The sequence below is a fragment of the Neobacillus drentensis genome (assembly GCF_021560175.1).
GTDB lineage: Bacteria > Bacillota > Bacilli > Bacillales > Cytobacillaceae > Neobacillus > Neobacillus drentensis_A.
Genome location: NZ_CP091110.1, coordinates 3,509,928 through 3,524,887, shown reverse-complemented (window position 1 = coordinate 3,524,887; position 14,960 = coordinate 3,509,928). Strand labels below are relative to the sequence as shown.

At 40.9% G+C, this 14,960-nt stretch carries 15 protein-coding genes; 10 read left to right on the top strand and 5 right to left on the bottom strand.

What is annotated here, in order from left to right; all coding sequences use genetic code 11:
- The first annotated feature begins 145 nt into the window (after positions 1-145).
- Both L1999_RS16580 and L1999_RS16575 read left to right on the top strand, forming a co-directional pair.
- On the top strand, positions 146-982 hold the full coding sequence (locus L1999_RS16580; RefSeq protein WP_235739558.1) for an RMD1 family protein: 837 nt from the start codon (positions 146-148) through the stop codon (positions 980-982).
- A 166-nt stretch (positions 983-1,148) separates the two neighbouring features.
- Positions 1,149-2,099 carry a ribose-phosphate diphosphokinase gene (locus tag L1999_RS16575; protein WP_275676976.1) on the top strand — a complete coding sequence of 317 codons (951 nt, stop codon included), beginning with the start codon at positions 1,149-1,151 and terminating at the stop codon, positions 2,097-2,099.
- 235 nt (positions 2,100-2,334) lie between these two features.
- On the opposite strand, the gene L1999_RS16570 is transcribed toward L1999_RS16575, so the two are convergent.
- The 3 genes from L1999_RS16570 to L1999_RS16560 all read right to left on the bottom strand — a co-directional run bounded on the left by L1999_RS16570 (position 2,335) and on the right by L1999_RS16560 (position 7,560).
- Positions 2,335-4,647: a thiamine pyrophosphate-dependent enzyme gene (locus tag L1999_RS16570; RefSeq protein WP_235739557.1), complete on the bottom strand. Its 2,313-nt coding sequence runs from the start codon at positions 4,645-4,647 to the stop codon at positions 2,335-2,337.
- Positions 4,648-4,665: 18 nt separating this feature from the next.
- Positions 4,666-5,676, bottom strand: a complete 1,011-nt coding sequence (locus L1999_RS16565; RefSeq protein ID WP_235739556.1) for a 2-oxoacid:acceptor oxidoreductase family protein — start codon at positions 5,674-5,676, stop codon at positions 4,666-4,668.
- Positions 5,677-5,979: 303 nt separating this feature from the next.
- Positions 5,980-7,560 (bottom strand): acetolactate synthase large subunit, encoded by a 1,581-nt coding sequence (locus tag L1999_RS16560; RefSeq protein ID WP_235739555.1) that lies wholly within the window; start codon positions 7,558-7,560, stop codon positions 5,980-5,982.
- 129 nt (positions 7,561-7,689) lie between these two features.
- On the opposite strand from L1999_RS16560, the gene L1999_RS16555 reads away from it, so the two are divergent.
- The 6 genes from L1999_RS16555 (at position 7,690) to L1999_RS16530 (ending at position 11,947) form a co-directional block, all read left to right on the top strand.
- Positions 7,690-8,310 carry a hypothetical protein gene (locus tag L1999_RS16555; RefSeq protein WP_235739554.1) on the top strand — a complete coding sequence of 207 codons (621 nt, stop codon included), beginning with the start codon at positions 7,690-7,692 and terminating at the stop codon, positions 8,308-8,310.
- A 71-nt stretch (positions 8,311-8,381) separates the two neighbouring features.
- Positions 8,382-9,311, top strand: coding sequence for an aldo/keto reductase (locus L1999_RS16550; protein ID WP_235739553.1), 930 nt, complete (start codon positions 8,382-8,384; stop codon positions 9,309-9,311).
- A gap of 218 nt (positions 9,312-9,529) precedes the next feature.
- A complete protein-coding gene (locus tag L1999_RS16545; RefSeq protein WP_235739552.1) occupies positions 9,530-9,910 on the top strand; it encodes a hypothetical protein in 381 nt (126 codons plus the stop codon).
- Positions 9,900-10,394, top strand: a complete 495-nt coding sequence (locus tag L1999_RS16540) for an endolytic transglycosylase MltG (protein ID WP_235739551.1) — start codon at positions 9,900-9,902, stop codon at positions 10,392-10,394. The genes L1999_RS16545 and L1999_RS16540 overlap by 11 nt, the downstream gene beginning before the upstream one ends.
- 121 nt (positions 10,395-10,515) lie before the next feature.
- Positions 10,516-11,055, top strand: a complete 540-nt coding sequence (locus L1999_RS16535; RefSeq protein WP_235739550.1) for an NADPH-dependent FMN reductase — start codon at positions 10,516-10,518, stop codon at positions 11,053-11,055.
- A 160-nt stretch (positions 11,056-11,215) separates the two neighbouring features.
- On the top strand, positions 11,216-11,947 hold the full coding sequence (locus L1999_RS16530; protein ID WP_235739549.1) for a TerC family protein: 732 nt from the start codon (positions 11,216-11,218) through the stop codon (positions 11,945-11,947).
- A 44-nt stretch (positions 11,948-11,991) separates the two neighbouring features.
- Here L1999_RS16530 and L1999_RS16525 read toward each other — a convergent pair whose 3' ends face one another.
- On the bottom strand, positions 11,992-12,285 hold the full coding sequence (locus L1999_RS16525) for a DUF4708 domain-containing protein (protein WP_235739548.1): 294 nt from the start codon (positions 12,283-12,285) through the stop codon (positions 11,992-11,994).
- 294 nt (positions 12,286-12,579) lie between these two features.
- Between L1999_RS16525 and L1999_RS16520 the strand changes: the two genes are divergently transcribed.
- Complete coding sequence (locus tag L1999_RS16520) at positions 12,580-12,753, top strand: hypothetical protein (protein ID WP_215042176.1); 174 nt, start codon at positions 12,580-12,582, stop codon at positions 12,751-12,753.
- A 53-nt stretch (positions 12,754-12,806) separates the two neighbouring features.
- Here L1999_RS16520 and L1999_RS16515 read toward each other — a convergent pair whose 3' ends face one another.
- Positions 12,807-13,001, bottom strand: coding sequence for an alpha/beta-type small acid-soluble spore protein (locus L1999_RS16515; RefSeq protein ID WP_098533645.1), 195 nt, complete (start codon positions 12,999-13,001; stop codon positions 12,807-12,809).
- A gap of 144 nt (positions 13,002-13,145) precedes the next feature.
- Between L1999_RS16515 and L1999_RS16510 the strand changes: the two genes are divergently transcribed.
- The gene (locus L1999_RS16510; RefSeq protein WP_235739547.1) at positions 13,146-14,699 is read left to right on the top strand and encodes an NAD(P)H-hydrate dehydratase; all 1,554 of its coding nucleotides are present in this window, start codon (positions 13,146-13,148) and stop codon (positions 14,697-14,699) included.
- Positions 14,700-14,960 lie beyond the last annotated feature (261 nt).

The window sequence follows — 14,960 nt, the reverse complement described above, 5'->3', positions numbered from 1 at the left end:
GCTACCTTGGGTTTTTTGTGTCCCAAATTATAAAATTAGGGTATTACTACAATAACAAATTCATTCAAATTAGCTAACTGTATTGATTTGTTTTCAAAAATAGAATTAAATTAAAGGGTGACCAATCTGTGAAAGAGTGATAAAAATGTTGGATTTTTCCTTTAAAGCCATAGCCATCACCAATGAAATTGATCTAAATAAAATCGCTTTACAATGCGGAATTCCGAAAAAATTCACTTGGGAGGAACCTTTAGTACTGAGAGGAAACATCCTTCAATCCATTCTTGGTAAAGAAGTGGACAATTCGAAAAGTGTCTTACTATTTTCGTTTGGAAGTGTTGTCTTTATTAATCACTCGAATGATGAAGAGATTAACGTTCTGCTAAAATACCTCCAATCCTTTGAGCCTGAAATGGATTTAAAAAACATTGGGAGGTATTCAGACGATTACAGCCTCCACATAAGTGAAACGGAAGCCCTTGAATTGACTGATGAATATGTAGTGGTCCCTGAATTTGAGCCCTTTTACCCCGAATTAATTTCTACAGTCCTCGCAAAATCGGTTGCATTAGAGAAAACAGAGGAACAATTAGGAGTCATCCATGACAGGCTCGAAACGATGATTGACCGTCTCGAAAAGGGTAAGCTAAGGATAGGAAATAAAGAACTAGCAAGAACCACAGCGAAGATTCTCCGTCATGACTATAACACGCTTGCTTATATCATGATTTTAGATAAGCCTGATATTACTTGGGCTAGCAGTAATGCCAGCGAATTCTATGACAAAATGATTGACTTTTTTGAACTTAATGATCGTCATAAAATATTGAAAAGTAAAACGGAAATTTTGTATAACATCATTGATGGTTTCTCCACGATTAGCCATTCCATCCGTGGTTTATTCGTCGAATGGATTGTCGTCATTCTCATTTTGATTGAAATTGTTATAACGATTGCACAGATCGCAGGCTGGATTCCTTGAGGATTGGTCTACTTTTACCTTTAATGAGTTTAGAATTGCAGAGGGTCTGTGTTTCTTTTTGTAATTTTTTAAGTACAAATCCTACCCTGAAGTCCTCTCTTCATGTAGAATAAGATAATGGACAAGCGCTAATAATGAATCAATAATATATCATGGGGGATCAAAGGTGACATATCAACTGAAGAAAAGTTTTAAGATGTTTGCATTAAATTCGAATCGTGAACTTGCTGAAGAAATGGCTAAACTTTTGGGCTGTGAATTAGGAAAGAGTTCTGTCAAACAATTTAGCGATGGTGAGATACAAATAAATATTGAAGAAAGTGTGCGGGGCAGTGATGTATTTTTGATTCAATCAACTTCTCAGCCAATCAATGACAATATTATGGAGCTCTTGGTGATGGTAGATGCCTTGAAACGAGCTTCAGCAAAAATGATCAACGTTGTTATCCCTTACTATGGGTATGCTCGACAAGACCGGACCGCTAAACCACGTGAGCCGATTACAGCAAAGTTAGTGGCAAGACTCTTAGAAACAACGGGTGCCTCAAGGGTCCTTACAATGGACTTTCATGCGCCGCAATTACAAGGCTTTTTTGACATACCGGTCGATCACCTGATCGCTAATCCAATCCTCGGAAATTATTTTGAGAAAAAAGGACTAGAAGATGTTGTTGTCGTTGCTCCGCATAATGGTGCGGTTATTAGAGCGAGAAAATTAGCGAGTATATTAAATGCCCCAATTGCCTTAATTGATCGTAGACAGTCAGAATGTGGTGTATCTGAAATCATGCACGTGATCGGAAATATCGAGGGCAAAAATGCTATTATTGTGGATGACTTAATCAATACAGCGGGAACAATTACTTTGGCTGCCAATGCTTTAGCGGAGCGGGGAGCAAAATCGATTTATGCATGCTGCACCCATCCTGTCTTTTCAGCTGAAGCGATTAGCCGCATTGAGTCGTCTCCAATTAAAGAATTAGTCGTTACCAATACGATTGAAATGCCTAAAGAGAAGCGGATTGATAAAATTACCACTTTATCGGTTGCTCCATTAATGGTGGATGCAATTGAACGTATTCATAATGAAAAAGCAGTCAGTCCGTTGTTTGAATAAAAAAGTCCCGTTGTGAGAGTGCTCACAGCGGGATTTTTTAAAATTCTATATTATATCGGCGCATTTGAAGTATTTATCGTCGCTTTTACAACGTGTATCGGCGCATTTGAAGTATTTATCGTCACTATTAAAACGTTTATCGGCGCTTTTAAAGCGTTTATCAGCGCTTTTAAGCAATTTATCGGCACTTTTTTAAAACTATATCAGCGAAAAAAATTTTCCGAAAATCCCGATTTTATAAATATGGACTTTCATGCTTCGCCTTCAGCCTCATCCAGCGGCGTTCCACTTCCTCATCAAACATTTTCAATAGTTCTTGGCTGTCTTCTTTTAACAAATGCTTCGTTTTTCCCATCATTTTCAACCAATCCGTAGTAGGTAATCGCTTGTTTTTAGACTCAGGGTCATAAGTGATGGTGGTAATGCCCCGTTCGACCTCGTAAAGTGGGAAGAAACAGGAATTTACAGCCGCCTCAACAATCGACTGGCCCAATTCATCCTTCGACTTCCAGTTCAACGGACAGGTAATCAGAATTTTTCCGTAAACCAAGCCTTCATTTTGAGCATACCATTGGGCTTTAGCCGCCTTTTTCAAAAGATCCCGGTCAAAAGCTTCCGTTCCTGTAAAGACATAAGGGATGTGGGTTGCCGCCATAATTTGCGCGGTATCCTTGTGATGAAACGGTTTTCCTTTTTGGAAGGCTCCGACACTTGAGGTACTAGTCATATGTCCCATCGGCGTCGAATAAGAGAGCTGGCTCCCTGTATTCATGTAGCCTTCATTATCATACTCAAGGATAATCATTTTATGGTTCCGGAGTGCCGTACCAATCGCCGGACCCATTCCGATATCCATTCCGCCGTCACCCGTCACCATCACAAAGGTAAAATCATCGGATAGTCCAAGTTCATCTAATTCACCACGGCGTTTCCGTTCATGGAACATTTCGACAAGACCGGATAATGTCGCCGACCCATTTTGGAAGAGATTATGGATGTAGGTTGCTTTATGGGAACTGTAAGGGAAACCGGTTGTGACGACCATTGCACAGCCTGTATGGAATAAGGCGACAATATCTCCTTCGATTCCTTTAAAAAATAACTCTAAGCCTGAGAATATACCGCATCCAGGGCACGCGCCGTGGCCGGAGGCAAGTCGTTTTGGCTTTTTTGTTAAGCTTCGTAATGGCGGGATTTTCACCTTTAATTCTCCGGTTTTCTCATCAGGGGTGACGGTGATTAATCCCGTATTCAAATCCTCTTTTTTCATTGGATTTAAGACGCGTTTTGGCGTAAATTCGGCTCTACCAGGATTATGGCCAAAGTAGTCGAACGGTTTTTCAACGAACCCTTTATCTGCCGCTTCCTGAGCCAATTGGAAAAACAACTCTGCTTCGTCAGCATAGAAATCTTTACCACCCAATCCGTAGACCCGGTTTACCACCTTTGTATGAGAATTTCCAACGGTTTGCAGTGCTGCTCTAACCTCAAGGGCCATATTACCGCCATGAGCACCATAGGAGTCCGCCCGGTCGCCAACTGTAACCGCTTTTACATTTTTCAATGCTTCCGCTAATTTTTGCTGCGGGAAGGGACGGATCATATTAGGAGAGATAACTCCGGCTTTGATTCCTTGTGCACGAAGCTTGTCGGCCACATCTTTACATACCTCAGCAGCAGAATTCAGCATGAATACGGCAACCTCGGCATCATCCATCCGATACAAATCAAGAATTGGATATTCCCGGCCTGTTAACTCCGCATATTCATGAGAAATTCTTTCGAACACATGCTCAGCTTTATACATCGCCTCAGATTGCTGGTAACAGTTATTAATATAATCAGGTTCATTCATATATGGTCCAATTGTCACAGGATTATCCCGGTCCAAAGCATGAGGGAAGTTCCTTGGAGGTTCGCCAATAAATTTTTGCACATCAGCACGATGCTTCATAACCTGAACCCGTCGCTTCTGGTGGGAGGTGAAATAACCGTCAAACGAGACGATGACCGGCAGGCGAACTTCAGGATCTTCTGCTAGTTTAATAGCGATAATGTTCATATCATAAACGATTTGCGGATCACGGGCCATTAAGATCGGCCAGCCGGTGTTTAACGCAAAATAGAGGTCGGAATGATCACCGTGAATATTTAGAGGTCCTGATACAGAGCGGTTCACCAAATTCAATACCATTGGAAAGCGGGTACCGGATTGAACTGGGAGCTGTTCTAACATATATAAAAAGCCGTTGGCACTCGTCGCATTAAAGACTCGTCCACCGCCAGTGGCCGCACCATAACAAATACCGGCTGAACCGTGCTCCCCGTCAGCGGGAATTAACACGATATCATGTTTACCTTTTGCTTTCATTCCATCAAGGAACTGTGCGACCTCGGTCGAAGGGGAGATTGGATAATAGCCCATTACATGATAATTAATTTGATGGGCTGCATAGGCAGCCATTTCATTACCAGATTCAAACACAATACTCTGTTCAATGGTTCCTTTTGAAACAGTTATATTTTCTTGGTTTATTTCGATAGACATAAATTCCCCGCCCTTTCCTTAGTTTCGAATCGCTAAATCAAACAAATGAGGTACACGGTTTTGATCGGCATAGCCGTCGTTGTATTCCCGCTCACTCGTTAAGGCATCAACAGGACATGCATGAACACATTTTAAACAGCCTTTACAATATTGATAGTCAATCCCTTGCAGGAACATTTGCGGGCGGCCGCGTTTATCCGCTTTTTCTTCCCAAACAAAGCAAAAGTCTGGGCAGGCGGTATCGCAGGCGGCACAATTAATACATTTATCATCATGAAAATGCGGCAGCATTCCGGCACGAGAAATGCTTAAGTCCTTTAAAATACTGTTTCCTGGATTTATGATGGTCCCGCCGATCGTCTGAGTTTTATACCCGAGGAGCGGTTCTGCCCGTTTAAATGGAAGAATCGGTGTCTGTTCATCTACTAAGTAGCTTTGGAATTTGACCTCATGAAAACCGCGATTGAAGGTACGGATGTTGGGCTCGACTAGATGTGGATATTTCTTTTCGAATGTGCGGCGAATCGTCTGCCTCATGGACTCGGGGTCTAAAAAATCTAAAATTCGATAAAGTGCCCCAAGCATGGCGGTATTGGCTTTGGTTTGTTCTTCGAGGGCTATCCCTGTTGCATCTACGATAGCGATGGTTCCGCCAGGAATTTTCATAGCAAGTTTGAGTTCATCAGGAGTTTTTTGTGAGTTTACTAAGATGGTGCTATCGGGGTAGATCCCACTTGTACAATTGATTGTTTTGAAAAGGGCATCATGGAAAATGCCGACAACATGTGGACGTTCTATTGGTGTGGTATCGCGTATATTAGTTTCTGGATCACAAAAACGTATATGTGCTTTTACGGGCGATCCTTTTTTCTCGGATCCATAGGATGAAAAGCCGACTCCATTGAGTCCGTTTCCAACAACCCCATCCTCGGAAAGCATCTTTCCGGCCAGGTTGGCTCCTAAACCGCCAATCGATTCGAGACGGATTTCAAAGAAACCTAATTCATTCACTTTTGGTAATTTTGACAACAAGCACTCCTCCAATCTGATCGACAGATAACAATTAGAATTTTATAAATTTTCTATAAATTCTATGATGTTATTGTAACAGGATGCAAAATTAGTTACAACAGAATTTTTATTTCAAAAATTGAAATCGCTTTTAATAGCGATCTTTTCAAGGTAAGTTTGAATTTGTAAACATCAGTTACAATTTTAAACTCGGGTTGATATAGTACAGATAAATTTGTTGTATAACAATGCAAAAAAGGCAATGCCCCAAACCTTTAGTGGTTTAGAACAATGCCTTTTTCTCTTTTGGTATATTCCAAGCTAACTGGGATTTTGTGTGACAAGGTCGATAAGTATAATCTCTTCTTGTGGTTCTTTTAGTATCGTTTCTAATTCGGTGATGGTAGTTGGACGTATCCCCTTCACTCCAAAACTTTGGGCCAGTTGGACAAAATCAGGGTTTTGAAAGGTTACCCCATAGCTTTCACCAAACTTCTTGTTCATTTGCTTGACTTCAAGCTTTAACATTGAATCATCCAACACGATGATGATAAAGGAAAGTCCCAAACGCCTGGCGGTTTCGATTTCCGCAAAATTCATGAGGGCACCACCGTCACCGGTAATACAAATAACATGATCGTTTGGTCGTGCGAGTTTAGCTCCGATGGACCCTGGAATCGCAATCCCCATTGAGGCAAGACCATTAGAGACAATTAACCGGTTCGGGCCTTTAGGATGATAGGTTTTGGCAATCGATACTTTATGAGCTCCGACATCAGAAACTAGTATTGTGTCCTCTGTGGAATGTTTTTCGATCAGCTTGAGAATATTTTCGATCGTTAGTGTTTCATCTAGTTGTTTATTTATTTGATAGTTTGTTTTTATGTTTGCTTTGAGGCTGCCCGTTGGACTCCATGATTTTGCAGACAGTGCTGCCTGGTTTAAAGTATGGAGAGTTTTCTTTATATTTCCGACCAGCTCGCCCTTAACCGGATAATATTCGTTCACTTCCGCAGGTAAGGTATCAATATGTAAAACTGGTTGTTTGTTTTTGTTCCAGGCATTTGGCAGCTGTTCGACGAAATCGAAGCCAATGACAATTAACAGGTCCGCTTCTTGAATGCCAGGGAGGACAGCATCGTTTTCTTTGAACCCGAATGTATAAAAATTGAGCGGGTCGTTTTTCGGTAATGCCCCTTTTGCCATAAAGCTATGTGTGGCAGGGGATTGAAGGGTGTGGATGAAGGACTCGAGCTCTTGTGAGGCCTTCTGCCTGATGACTCCGTTTCCAAAAAGAATGAAGGGTTTTTTACAAGCTTGAATAAGATTAATGGCCTCATTGACCGATTCCATATCAGGAATCATTTCTGGTAAAGACGTAACGGGCAAAGGTGTTTTTCTCATTTGTTCGGCCGCAAAGTTTTCTGGCAAGGTGATGGCGACGGAACCTGGTTTCTCCATTAAGGCTAATCTAAAAGCTTTTCGGAAAACGGTGGGAATGGTTTGGCCATCTAGGATTTGTGTAGTCCATTTTGTTACTGGCTCTAACAGCTTGATGGTATCGATGTATTGGTGTGATTCGTGATGGTGACGTTCGATACCTGCTTGGCCAATTAATGCTACTAGTGGTGAATGGTCGAGCTGGGCGCTGGCTATTCCTGTCACGAGGTTGGCGGCTCCGGGACCAAGTGTTGATAAACAGACGCCTGCCTTGGCCGCTAACCTTCCATACACATCGGCCATAAATGCCGCACCTTGCTCGTGTCTGACATTTACATATTGAATTTTCGTTGATTTGGATAAGGAATCTGCGAGATCAAGTGTCTCGGTGCCAACGATTCCAAATACGTATTCAACCCCTTCGTTTTCTAAGCATTCTACGATTACATCGGTAAGTTTCATAATGTCCTCCTATTGGAAAAGGAATGAATAGCTATAGTCTTAACTAATACTTGCGGAATCATAAGCAGTGATCTACTAACAGATCTTCGTGGTAAAATAAAAGAAACAGGTAGAAACTGGGTGATAAGGATGAAAGAAAAGTATGTCTGGTATGCAAGCTATGGATCAAATATGAATATGGACCGTTTTTTATGTTATATAAAAGGCGGGAAACCAGAAGGGTCTTCAAAGGTTGAAACAGGTTGTAAAGATCCTTCACTCCCAATAGATTCGTCCACTTTCACGATGAATTTTCCGCTTTACTTTGCAAAAAAAGCAGCTAAATGGGAATCAAAAGGGGTTGCCTTTATTGGTTTAACCCCAGAACCGAATGTTGAAACCTACAGTAAAATATACCTAATCAAGTTGGAACAGTTTAAAGATATCGTTAGTCAGGAAAATAATGGTCTAGAGATTGATTTGAATTTGGATGAAGTCAGGAAAGACCGTTCAAAGATTTTCCGAGGGAATGCTTGGTATGGAAATATTTTGTATTTGGGAGAAGAAAAGGGGCATCCCATTTTTACTTTTACGGCACCCTGGGAAATTAATGATGTGGAGTGGAAAAAGCCTTCATATCCTTACTTGAAAACAATTATTAAAGGACTAAAAGAGGACTATTCAAATGAGGAAATTTATCGTTATTTTTATAGTAAACAAGGAATAAAGGGTGAATTTTTGGATGAGGAGTTACGAAGCCTGATCTTTTAAAGCCAATTCCTTCGTCTACGATGAAAGAATCTGCTATCATAAACCTAGATGAAAAAGGAGATGATTGGTAAATGGCAAAACAAGTTCATATTGGAAAAACTGATTTAGTTGTTAATCCGATTGGTCTAGGCACCAATGCGGTGGGAGGTCACAATCTATTTCCGAACCTTGACGAGAATGCCGGCAGAGAATTAGTCCGAACTGGACTTGCTAACGGTATTAATTTTTTGGATACAGCGTTCATCTATGGTCCAAAACGATCCGAAGAAATGATCGGGGAAGTCGTGAAAGAGAGTGGCAAACGCTCCGAGATTGTCATCGCTACTAAAGCAGCTCATAAATTCGCAGGGAACGAAATCGTGGTTGATAATTCGCCTGCCTTTTTAGAACAAGCCGTTGATGAGGCCTTACAGCGGCTCCAAACCGATTACATAGATCTTTTTTATATTCACTTTCCAGATAAAGATACACCGAAAGATGAAGCTGTTGGCGCCTTACAACAACTAAGGAACGAAGGTAAGATTAGAGCGATCGGCGTTTCTAATTTTTCGATTGAGCAGCTAAAAGAGGCTAACAAAGATGGGTATGTCGATGTCTACCAAGGCGAGTATAACTTATTAGCTAGAGAGGCTGAAAAGGAATTGTTTCCTTACGTGATCAACAACGGCATTTCCTTTATCCCATATTTCCCGCTTGCCTCTGGCTTATTAACAGGTAAATACGACAAAAATACTAATTTAGATGAAAAACGCGGGAAGTTTTTTAAAAAAGATCTTTTTGAAGCTACCTTGGAAAAAATAGAGCGCATTCGTAAAATCGCCAATGATAAAGGAGCCGAAGTGGCTCATGTTGTCCTCGCCTGGTATTTAACCCGTGAAGCCATTGATGTCATCATTCCTGGCGCAAAACGGTCAGAACAGGTTCTTCATAACCTTAAAACATTAGACATTCAGTTAACAGAAACGGAAATTCAAGAAATTGACCAAATTTTTAATTCATAAAATAAAGGGCGATGGGAAATTTTTCTCATCGCTTTTTTCATGTGTGATTTAGCGGAAATTGATAGAAATTAAAAAAATATAGAATGATAACTTTACCTAATTCGCCGAAAATTGCCAAAATCCTCCGACTTTTTCCGTATTTTGCAGTTAAAATAGGCAAAAATACTAGATTGGTTGTATAATAAGAAATTGTTAGAAACTATTGGAGGGTAATCATCATGATGGAGTGGACTTTAGCCGGATTGTTTGGGATATCAATTATAATGCTCGTACTATCAATTTCAAAGACGTCTAAACAATCAAAGGCAGAACATAATCAAATTGATTTAATTCATATATCCACAATGAAGGAAATCAATGCTATTCAAGATTCAATTAGAAATATTGAACTTGATCTCGAAGTAGTCATGAAGGAAGCAGGCGTTCAACTTTCTTCGGAAGACAAAGTCTTCATGCGTGAAGTACTTGATTTAACAAACCGTAATTACTCAACAGAAAGCATTGCTGAAATGAAACAGGTAAGCGTAAATGAACTTGAAAAAATGCTTGCTCCTTACCGCACAATAAAGGAAGGGAGAAAGGCTGCCAATGAAAATTAACTTACTAAGCAGCTTTGCAGCCGGAATGCTGATCACAACCACAATTTGTGGCGCTGTGTATCTATCTGGAAAAAGTGATTCTGCCAATGTGACAGTTAAACCGTCTGTAACCACGGCAACCAAGAAAGTTCAACCTACTTCAGTAGAGATGAAAGCGCAGCTTCAAGAGGAAGGTTACGTTGTTCAAACAAAAGCTGAAAATGATAAGCAAGTGCAGGATGCCAAGGCATCTGTTCAAGCAAAAGCGGCTCCAGCTGCTGCCGATACGGCTAAACCTGTAACACGTGTCGTTGTCAATGTTACCGATGGTATGACCAGCATTGATATTGGGAGAGTCCTTGTTGCGTCGAATATCGTTAAGAATGCCTTTGATTTTTCAAAGGACATTGAAGCGAAAAAGCTGGAAAACAAATTAAAACCAGGTGTGTTCGTGGTTGACAGTAAGATGACCTATGACCAGGTTGTAGCGACTATTTTTAAATAAGTAAAAAGCCGGTTTCGATTAGAAACCGGCTTTTTATAATAGAGTTCTTAAGCAAGAAATTTGATAATCCAAATGACTATTTCTATAATTAATTTATTACATAAACAAAGGTGGATAAAAAATGAAAATCGTTGCACTTGTAGGCAGTTTACGAAAAGATTCATATAACAAGCAGTTGGCAGATACGATTCAGGAACGATTCGCAGCTAAATTTGATTTAGAAGTCTTAGATCTTGGAGTGCTTCCGCATTATAACCAGGATGAGGAATTAAATCCCGCATCTTCAGTTGTAGAGTTCAAAAGTAAAGTCAAAGAAGCGGACGGCGTGATTATTATAACTCCGGAATACAACTGGTCGATTCCTGGAGTACTAAAGAATGCTCTTGATTGGCTATCACGTGTAGATAAGGTGTTAATTGGCAAGCCGGTTATGACAGCTGGTGCTGCGACAGGGCTAATGGGAACGTTGCGTGCCCAGCTTCAATTGCGTCAAATCTTAACGGCCTTACAAGTAAAGCTTTTATCGCCAGTTGGTAATGAGATTCTTATTAATCAAGCTATGGCTAAATTTGATGAGAAAACTGGCAGACTAGCAGACGAAGCAACAGTTAAATTTGTAGATGAGGTCGTTGAACGGTTTATTGACTTAATAGAAGAATAGAAATTCCGCCTGTACCCCTTTTAAAGAGAGTACAGGCTTTTTTTTGCTTAAAAGAATGTCTGTCATATATTCAACTGCTTTTCATACATTTAAGTAGGGAGACAAACCTGTTGATTTTTGGACAAACTACTTGGATTGGGAAAGGGAGACATAGATTCAGATGGACTTCTTACAAGATATTTTAAATAGTTATAGTACGATCTTTTCACTGGAGGCCTTTAAACAGGTATTTACGAATCCAGCAAGCTGGGGAGTCATCGGTACCTTGATTATTCTTGAAGGCCTGCTGTCGGCTGATAATGCCCTAGTTTTAGCGGTGATGGTCAAACACCTTCCAAAAAAACAGCAAAAAAAAGCCTTATTTTATGGGATATTCGGTGCTTATTTTTTTAGAGTAGTAGCGATTGGAATTGGGGTCACTTTAACCACGATCCCTTGGATCAAGATTATCGGGGGTCACTATCTGCTTTGGATTGTTTTTCAAAATCTTTTAAATAAAAATGAACAGGACGATGAAGTTCAAAGCCGAAAAAAAGGCTTTTGGAGGACCGTGTTAACGGTGGAGCTGATGGATATTGCCTTTAGTTTTGATAGTGTCATTGCTGCGTTTGGTGTTTCGAATCAAGAGTGGATTTTGCTGCTCGGAGGGGTTATCGGGATCTTGATGATGCGGGGGGTTGCGCACCTTTTCCTTGCTTTAATCGAAAAAGTACCTGAATTCGAAACAACGGCTTTTATCCTTGTGGCGGTTATTGGTGTGAAGATGATTGTCTCCGCCTTTGGATTCCATATGGATGAATTTGTGTTTTTTAGTATCCTAATTGGAATCTTCTTAAGTACCTTTGTGATTCATTTCATCCGGAAAATAACCGGGAAAGAAACCACTATGTAAGATCCAGAAAGGGAAGGCAGTAATTTTGCCTTCCTTTTTGCTGTTTAGGATTGGAAATGAACATTTCCATTTTCATCAATTTCAATCGTGTTATAGCTTTTAAACACATCCATGTTTGTTATTTCATGTTTTATGTCATGCGAAAAACTTTCCATGTAGGGTTGATACACTTCAGGTTTCTTTACTAGATGGTACATGGTGACCTTTGTACCATTCTGCATATCGGTTCCTCTTAATAAAAAACGATCGCCGTATAGATTTTTGAAATAAGTCCGTGCTTCCTCGTGACTTTTGAAGTTAGGCAGCTGTTCATGACTAATGGAAAAATCCTGATTCATAAACACATTCACCGCTTTCCTATAATATAATAAATATAAACCGGTTTTTGTCAGTTTACATAGTTTTCAACCATCTTCACAACTATTATTCCCTATTTTAAAAAAATAATGATTTCGGCTATGGCTATTGAACTATACAAATTTTGATATCCTGCATAAATTATTCTAAAAGGGATTATTCCAAATCTCGTTTATGATTTTTCGCCAAATGTTGCGGACATCCTTTTTAAATAGTCGAGATTTTGGACATGATGGATAAGACAAGGCGATTAAGAAAAGGAGGAGAAGTATTTGATGAATACCCCTTTTGAATATCCGGAAATTTTTTATAATGATGTCATTCTTTATTTAGAAACAAAATGGAACCGACGTTTAACCGATCATGAACGACATGTGCTGATTGAGGGATATCGATTTGGCAGGATGGTTGAAGCGGAGAGTGAAATCAAAATTCTGTTTGCTAATTAACTAATGTTTTAGAAGGGTGTCCAAAGCTGGACACCCTTTTAAAATCTCCAAGGTTATTGACCTTGTTGATTTCGTAGAGCCTGCTCAGCATAAGCGACTAACCGTTTGGTCATTTCGCCCCCAACTGAGCCGTTTGCACGTGCGGTAGTATCAGCACCAAGTTGAACTCCAAACTCATTGGCAATTTCCTCTTTCATTTGATTAAGGACATCGCCTGAACCAGGAACCAAAAGTTTGTTTCTACCCATGATACATCACTCCCGACGATTTTTTTTGAGCAGCTATACAGATGCTCGTATATAATTTATCCTATTTGGTTTTTAGAATACGTATGGGTTGAAACTGCCATCCACTTGGGAAAGGTTTATAATAGGGGAAAGGAGCGTGTTTTTATGTTGGTTGCTGGACAAAAGGAAATGCAGCAAATGGATCACTATACGATTGAAAAAATTGGATTGCCTGGTGTTGTCTTAATGGAAAATGCCGGGGGAAGGGTAGCGGAAGAGATTGTGGCAAGTTCTACTCATGTAAATCCACGTGTGGTGATCCTTGCGGGGGGCGGGAATAATGGCGGCGATGGATTCGTGATTGCACGAAGACTATATGATTTAGGGTTTGACCTCCTGTTATGTTTGGTGGTACCACCTGAGCGGATTAAGGGGGATGCCAAAGTGCATTTAGATGTGTATCATAATCGTCAGTTACCCATTCTTTATCTGCATGAAAGCCCGCTCGAACGAGTTGAATCGGAAATTAACCAGGCAGATGTCATTGTTGATGCGCTTTTAGGAACGGGTGTAAGCGGACCAGTCAGGGAACCTTTTGGATCTGTTATTTCAATGGTAAATAAGCATGCTGGGAAAAAGATCATTATCTCTGTGGATATCCCTTCAGGTGTGAATAGTGATAGCGGTAAGGTGGAGGGAACGGCGGTTAAAGCAACAAAGACGATTACCTTTGTTTTTCCTAAAAGAGGGTTCTTTTTACAAGATGGTCCTAAGTTTGTGGGAGAATGGAAGGCCGTTGATATTTCTGTACCGCCTTCGATTGTGGAGGAGCTGGGACTAGAGATGCCGCAGGTAATAACAAAAGAGTTGGTGAATCATTCGGTTCCGCTTAGACCCAAACATGGCCATAAGGGGACGTTTGGTCATGTACTGGTTGTGGGGGGATCAAAGTTCTATGTTGGCGCACCGATTTTTTCGGCAAAGGCGGCGCTAAATTCGGGAGCTGGGTTAGTCACATTAGCCGTGCCCGAGAGTATTTATCCTATGGCAGCTGCCCAAAATCCGGAGTCACTATTTTTGCCGCTGGCGGATGAGGAAGGACATTTTTCTGCTGAGGCGATTGACCACCTTTCAACTATATTGCATCAATTTAAAAGTGTGGCGATTGGTCCTGGGATTAGCCGGTTTCCTGGCGGTGAGGCTTGGATGAAATCATTGATGTCTTTATTGACAAAACAGCCGATTGTGGTTGATGCCGATGCTTTGTATTTACTCCGGGATGAGTTGGATATGGTTCGAGATTATAAAGGGAATGTCATTTTTACGCCCCATCCTGGAGAAATGGCGCGGTTGTTAAATAAGACGGTTAAAGAGGTGGAAGAGGATCGGATAGGGATTGCGAAGACTTTTGCCCAAGATTACGGCGTATTTTTGCTTTTAAAGGGGCATAGGTCGGTTATTGCGACACCAGATGGAGATGTGTTTATTAATCCGCACGGTAATGATGCGCTCGGTAAGGGAGGGAGTGGAGATGTGTTGACGGGGATGATTGCTTCGTTTTTAGCGCAGGGTGCCACACCAGTTAAGGCCCTTGTGACGGCGAGTTATTTGCATGCTAGAGCAGGGGAAGAGAAGGCTGCGGCTTTGTCCAGTTACGGGGTAGGACCTTTGGATTTGGTTGATGGGATTAGGGAGCAGCTGCGGGTGTTGATGAATTGAAATGGAACAAATGGAGAGAGGTATATTTGGTCCTAACGGTCAATAAACTGGATTGTCATTGCCCGAGAGAGAGATTTTTTGGTTGGGAGTGTCAATGAAGCGACCTATCATTGCCCGGGAGAGAGTATTTTTGGCTGGGAAGGTAAATGAAGCGGTCTGTCATTGTCCACAAATAAATAAATTTGGTTAGGTCGGTCAATGAGACCTACTTCATAAGACGCCCTCCTCCAACCGGTCCATAAACCCAACTCGACAAGTAAT

Coding starts and splice junctions, on each gene's coding strand:
- L1999_RS16580 (WP_235739558.1), top strand. CDS start 146: ATGTTGGATTTTTCCTTTAAAGCCATAGCCATCACCAATGAAATTGAT.
- L1999_RS16570 (WP_235739557.1), bottom strand. CDS start 4,647: ATGTCTATCGAAATAAACCAAGAAAATATAACTGTTTCAAAAGGAACC.
- L1999_RS16560 (WP_235739555.1), bottom strand. CDS start 7,560: ATGAAACTTACCGATGTAATCGTAGAATGCTTAGAAAACGAAGGGGTT.
- L1999_RS16555 (WP_235739554.1), top strand. CDS start 7,690: ATGAAAGAAAAGTATGTCTGGTATGCAAGCTATGGATCAAATATGAAT.
- L1999_RS16550 (WP_235739553.1), top strand. CDS start 8,382: ATGGCAAAACAAGTTCATATTGGAAAAACTGATTTAGTTGTTAATCCG.
- L1999_RS16545 (WP_235739552.1), top strand. CDS start 9,530: ATGATGGAGTGGACTTTAGCCGGATTGTTTGGGATATCAATTATAATG.
- L1999_RS16540 (WP_235739551.1), top strand. CDS start 9,900: ATGAAAATTAACTTACTAAGCAGCTTTGCAGCCGGAATGCTGATCACA.
- L1999_RS16535 (WP_235739550.1), top strand. CDS start 10,516: ATGAAAATCGTTGCACTTGTAGGCAGTTTACGAAAAGATTCATATAAC.
- L1999_RS16530 (WP_235739549.1), top strand. CDS start 11,216: ATGGACTTCTTACAAGATATTTTAAATAGTTATAGTACGATCTTTTCA.
- L1999_RS16525 (WP_235739548.1), bottom strand. CDS start 12,285: ATGAATCAGGATTTTTCCATTAGTCATGAACAGCTGCCTAACTTCAAA.
- L1999_RS16520 (WP_215042176.1), top strand. CDS start 12,580: ATGAATACCCCTTTTGAATATCCGGAAATTTTTTATAATGATGTCATT.
- L1999_RS16515 (WP_098533645.1), bottom strand. CDS start 13,001: ATGGGTAGAAACAAACTTTTGGTTCCTGGTTCAGGCGATGTCCTTAAT.
- L1999_RS16510 (WP_235739547.1), top strand. CDS start 13,146: ATGTTGGTTGCTGGACAAAAGGAAATGCAGCAAATGGATCACTATACG.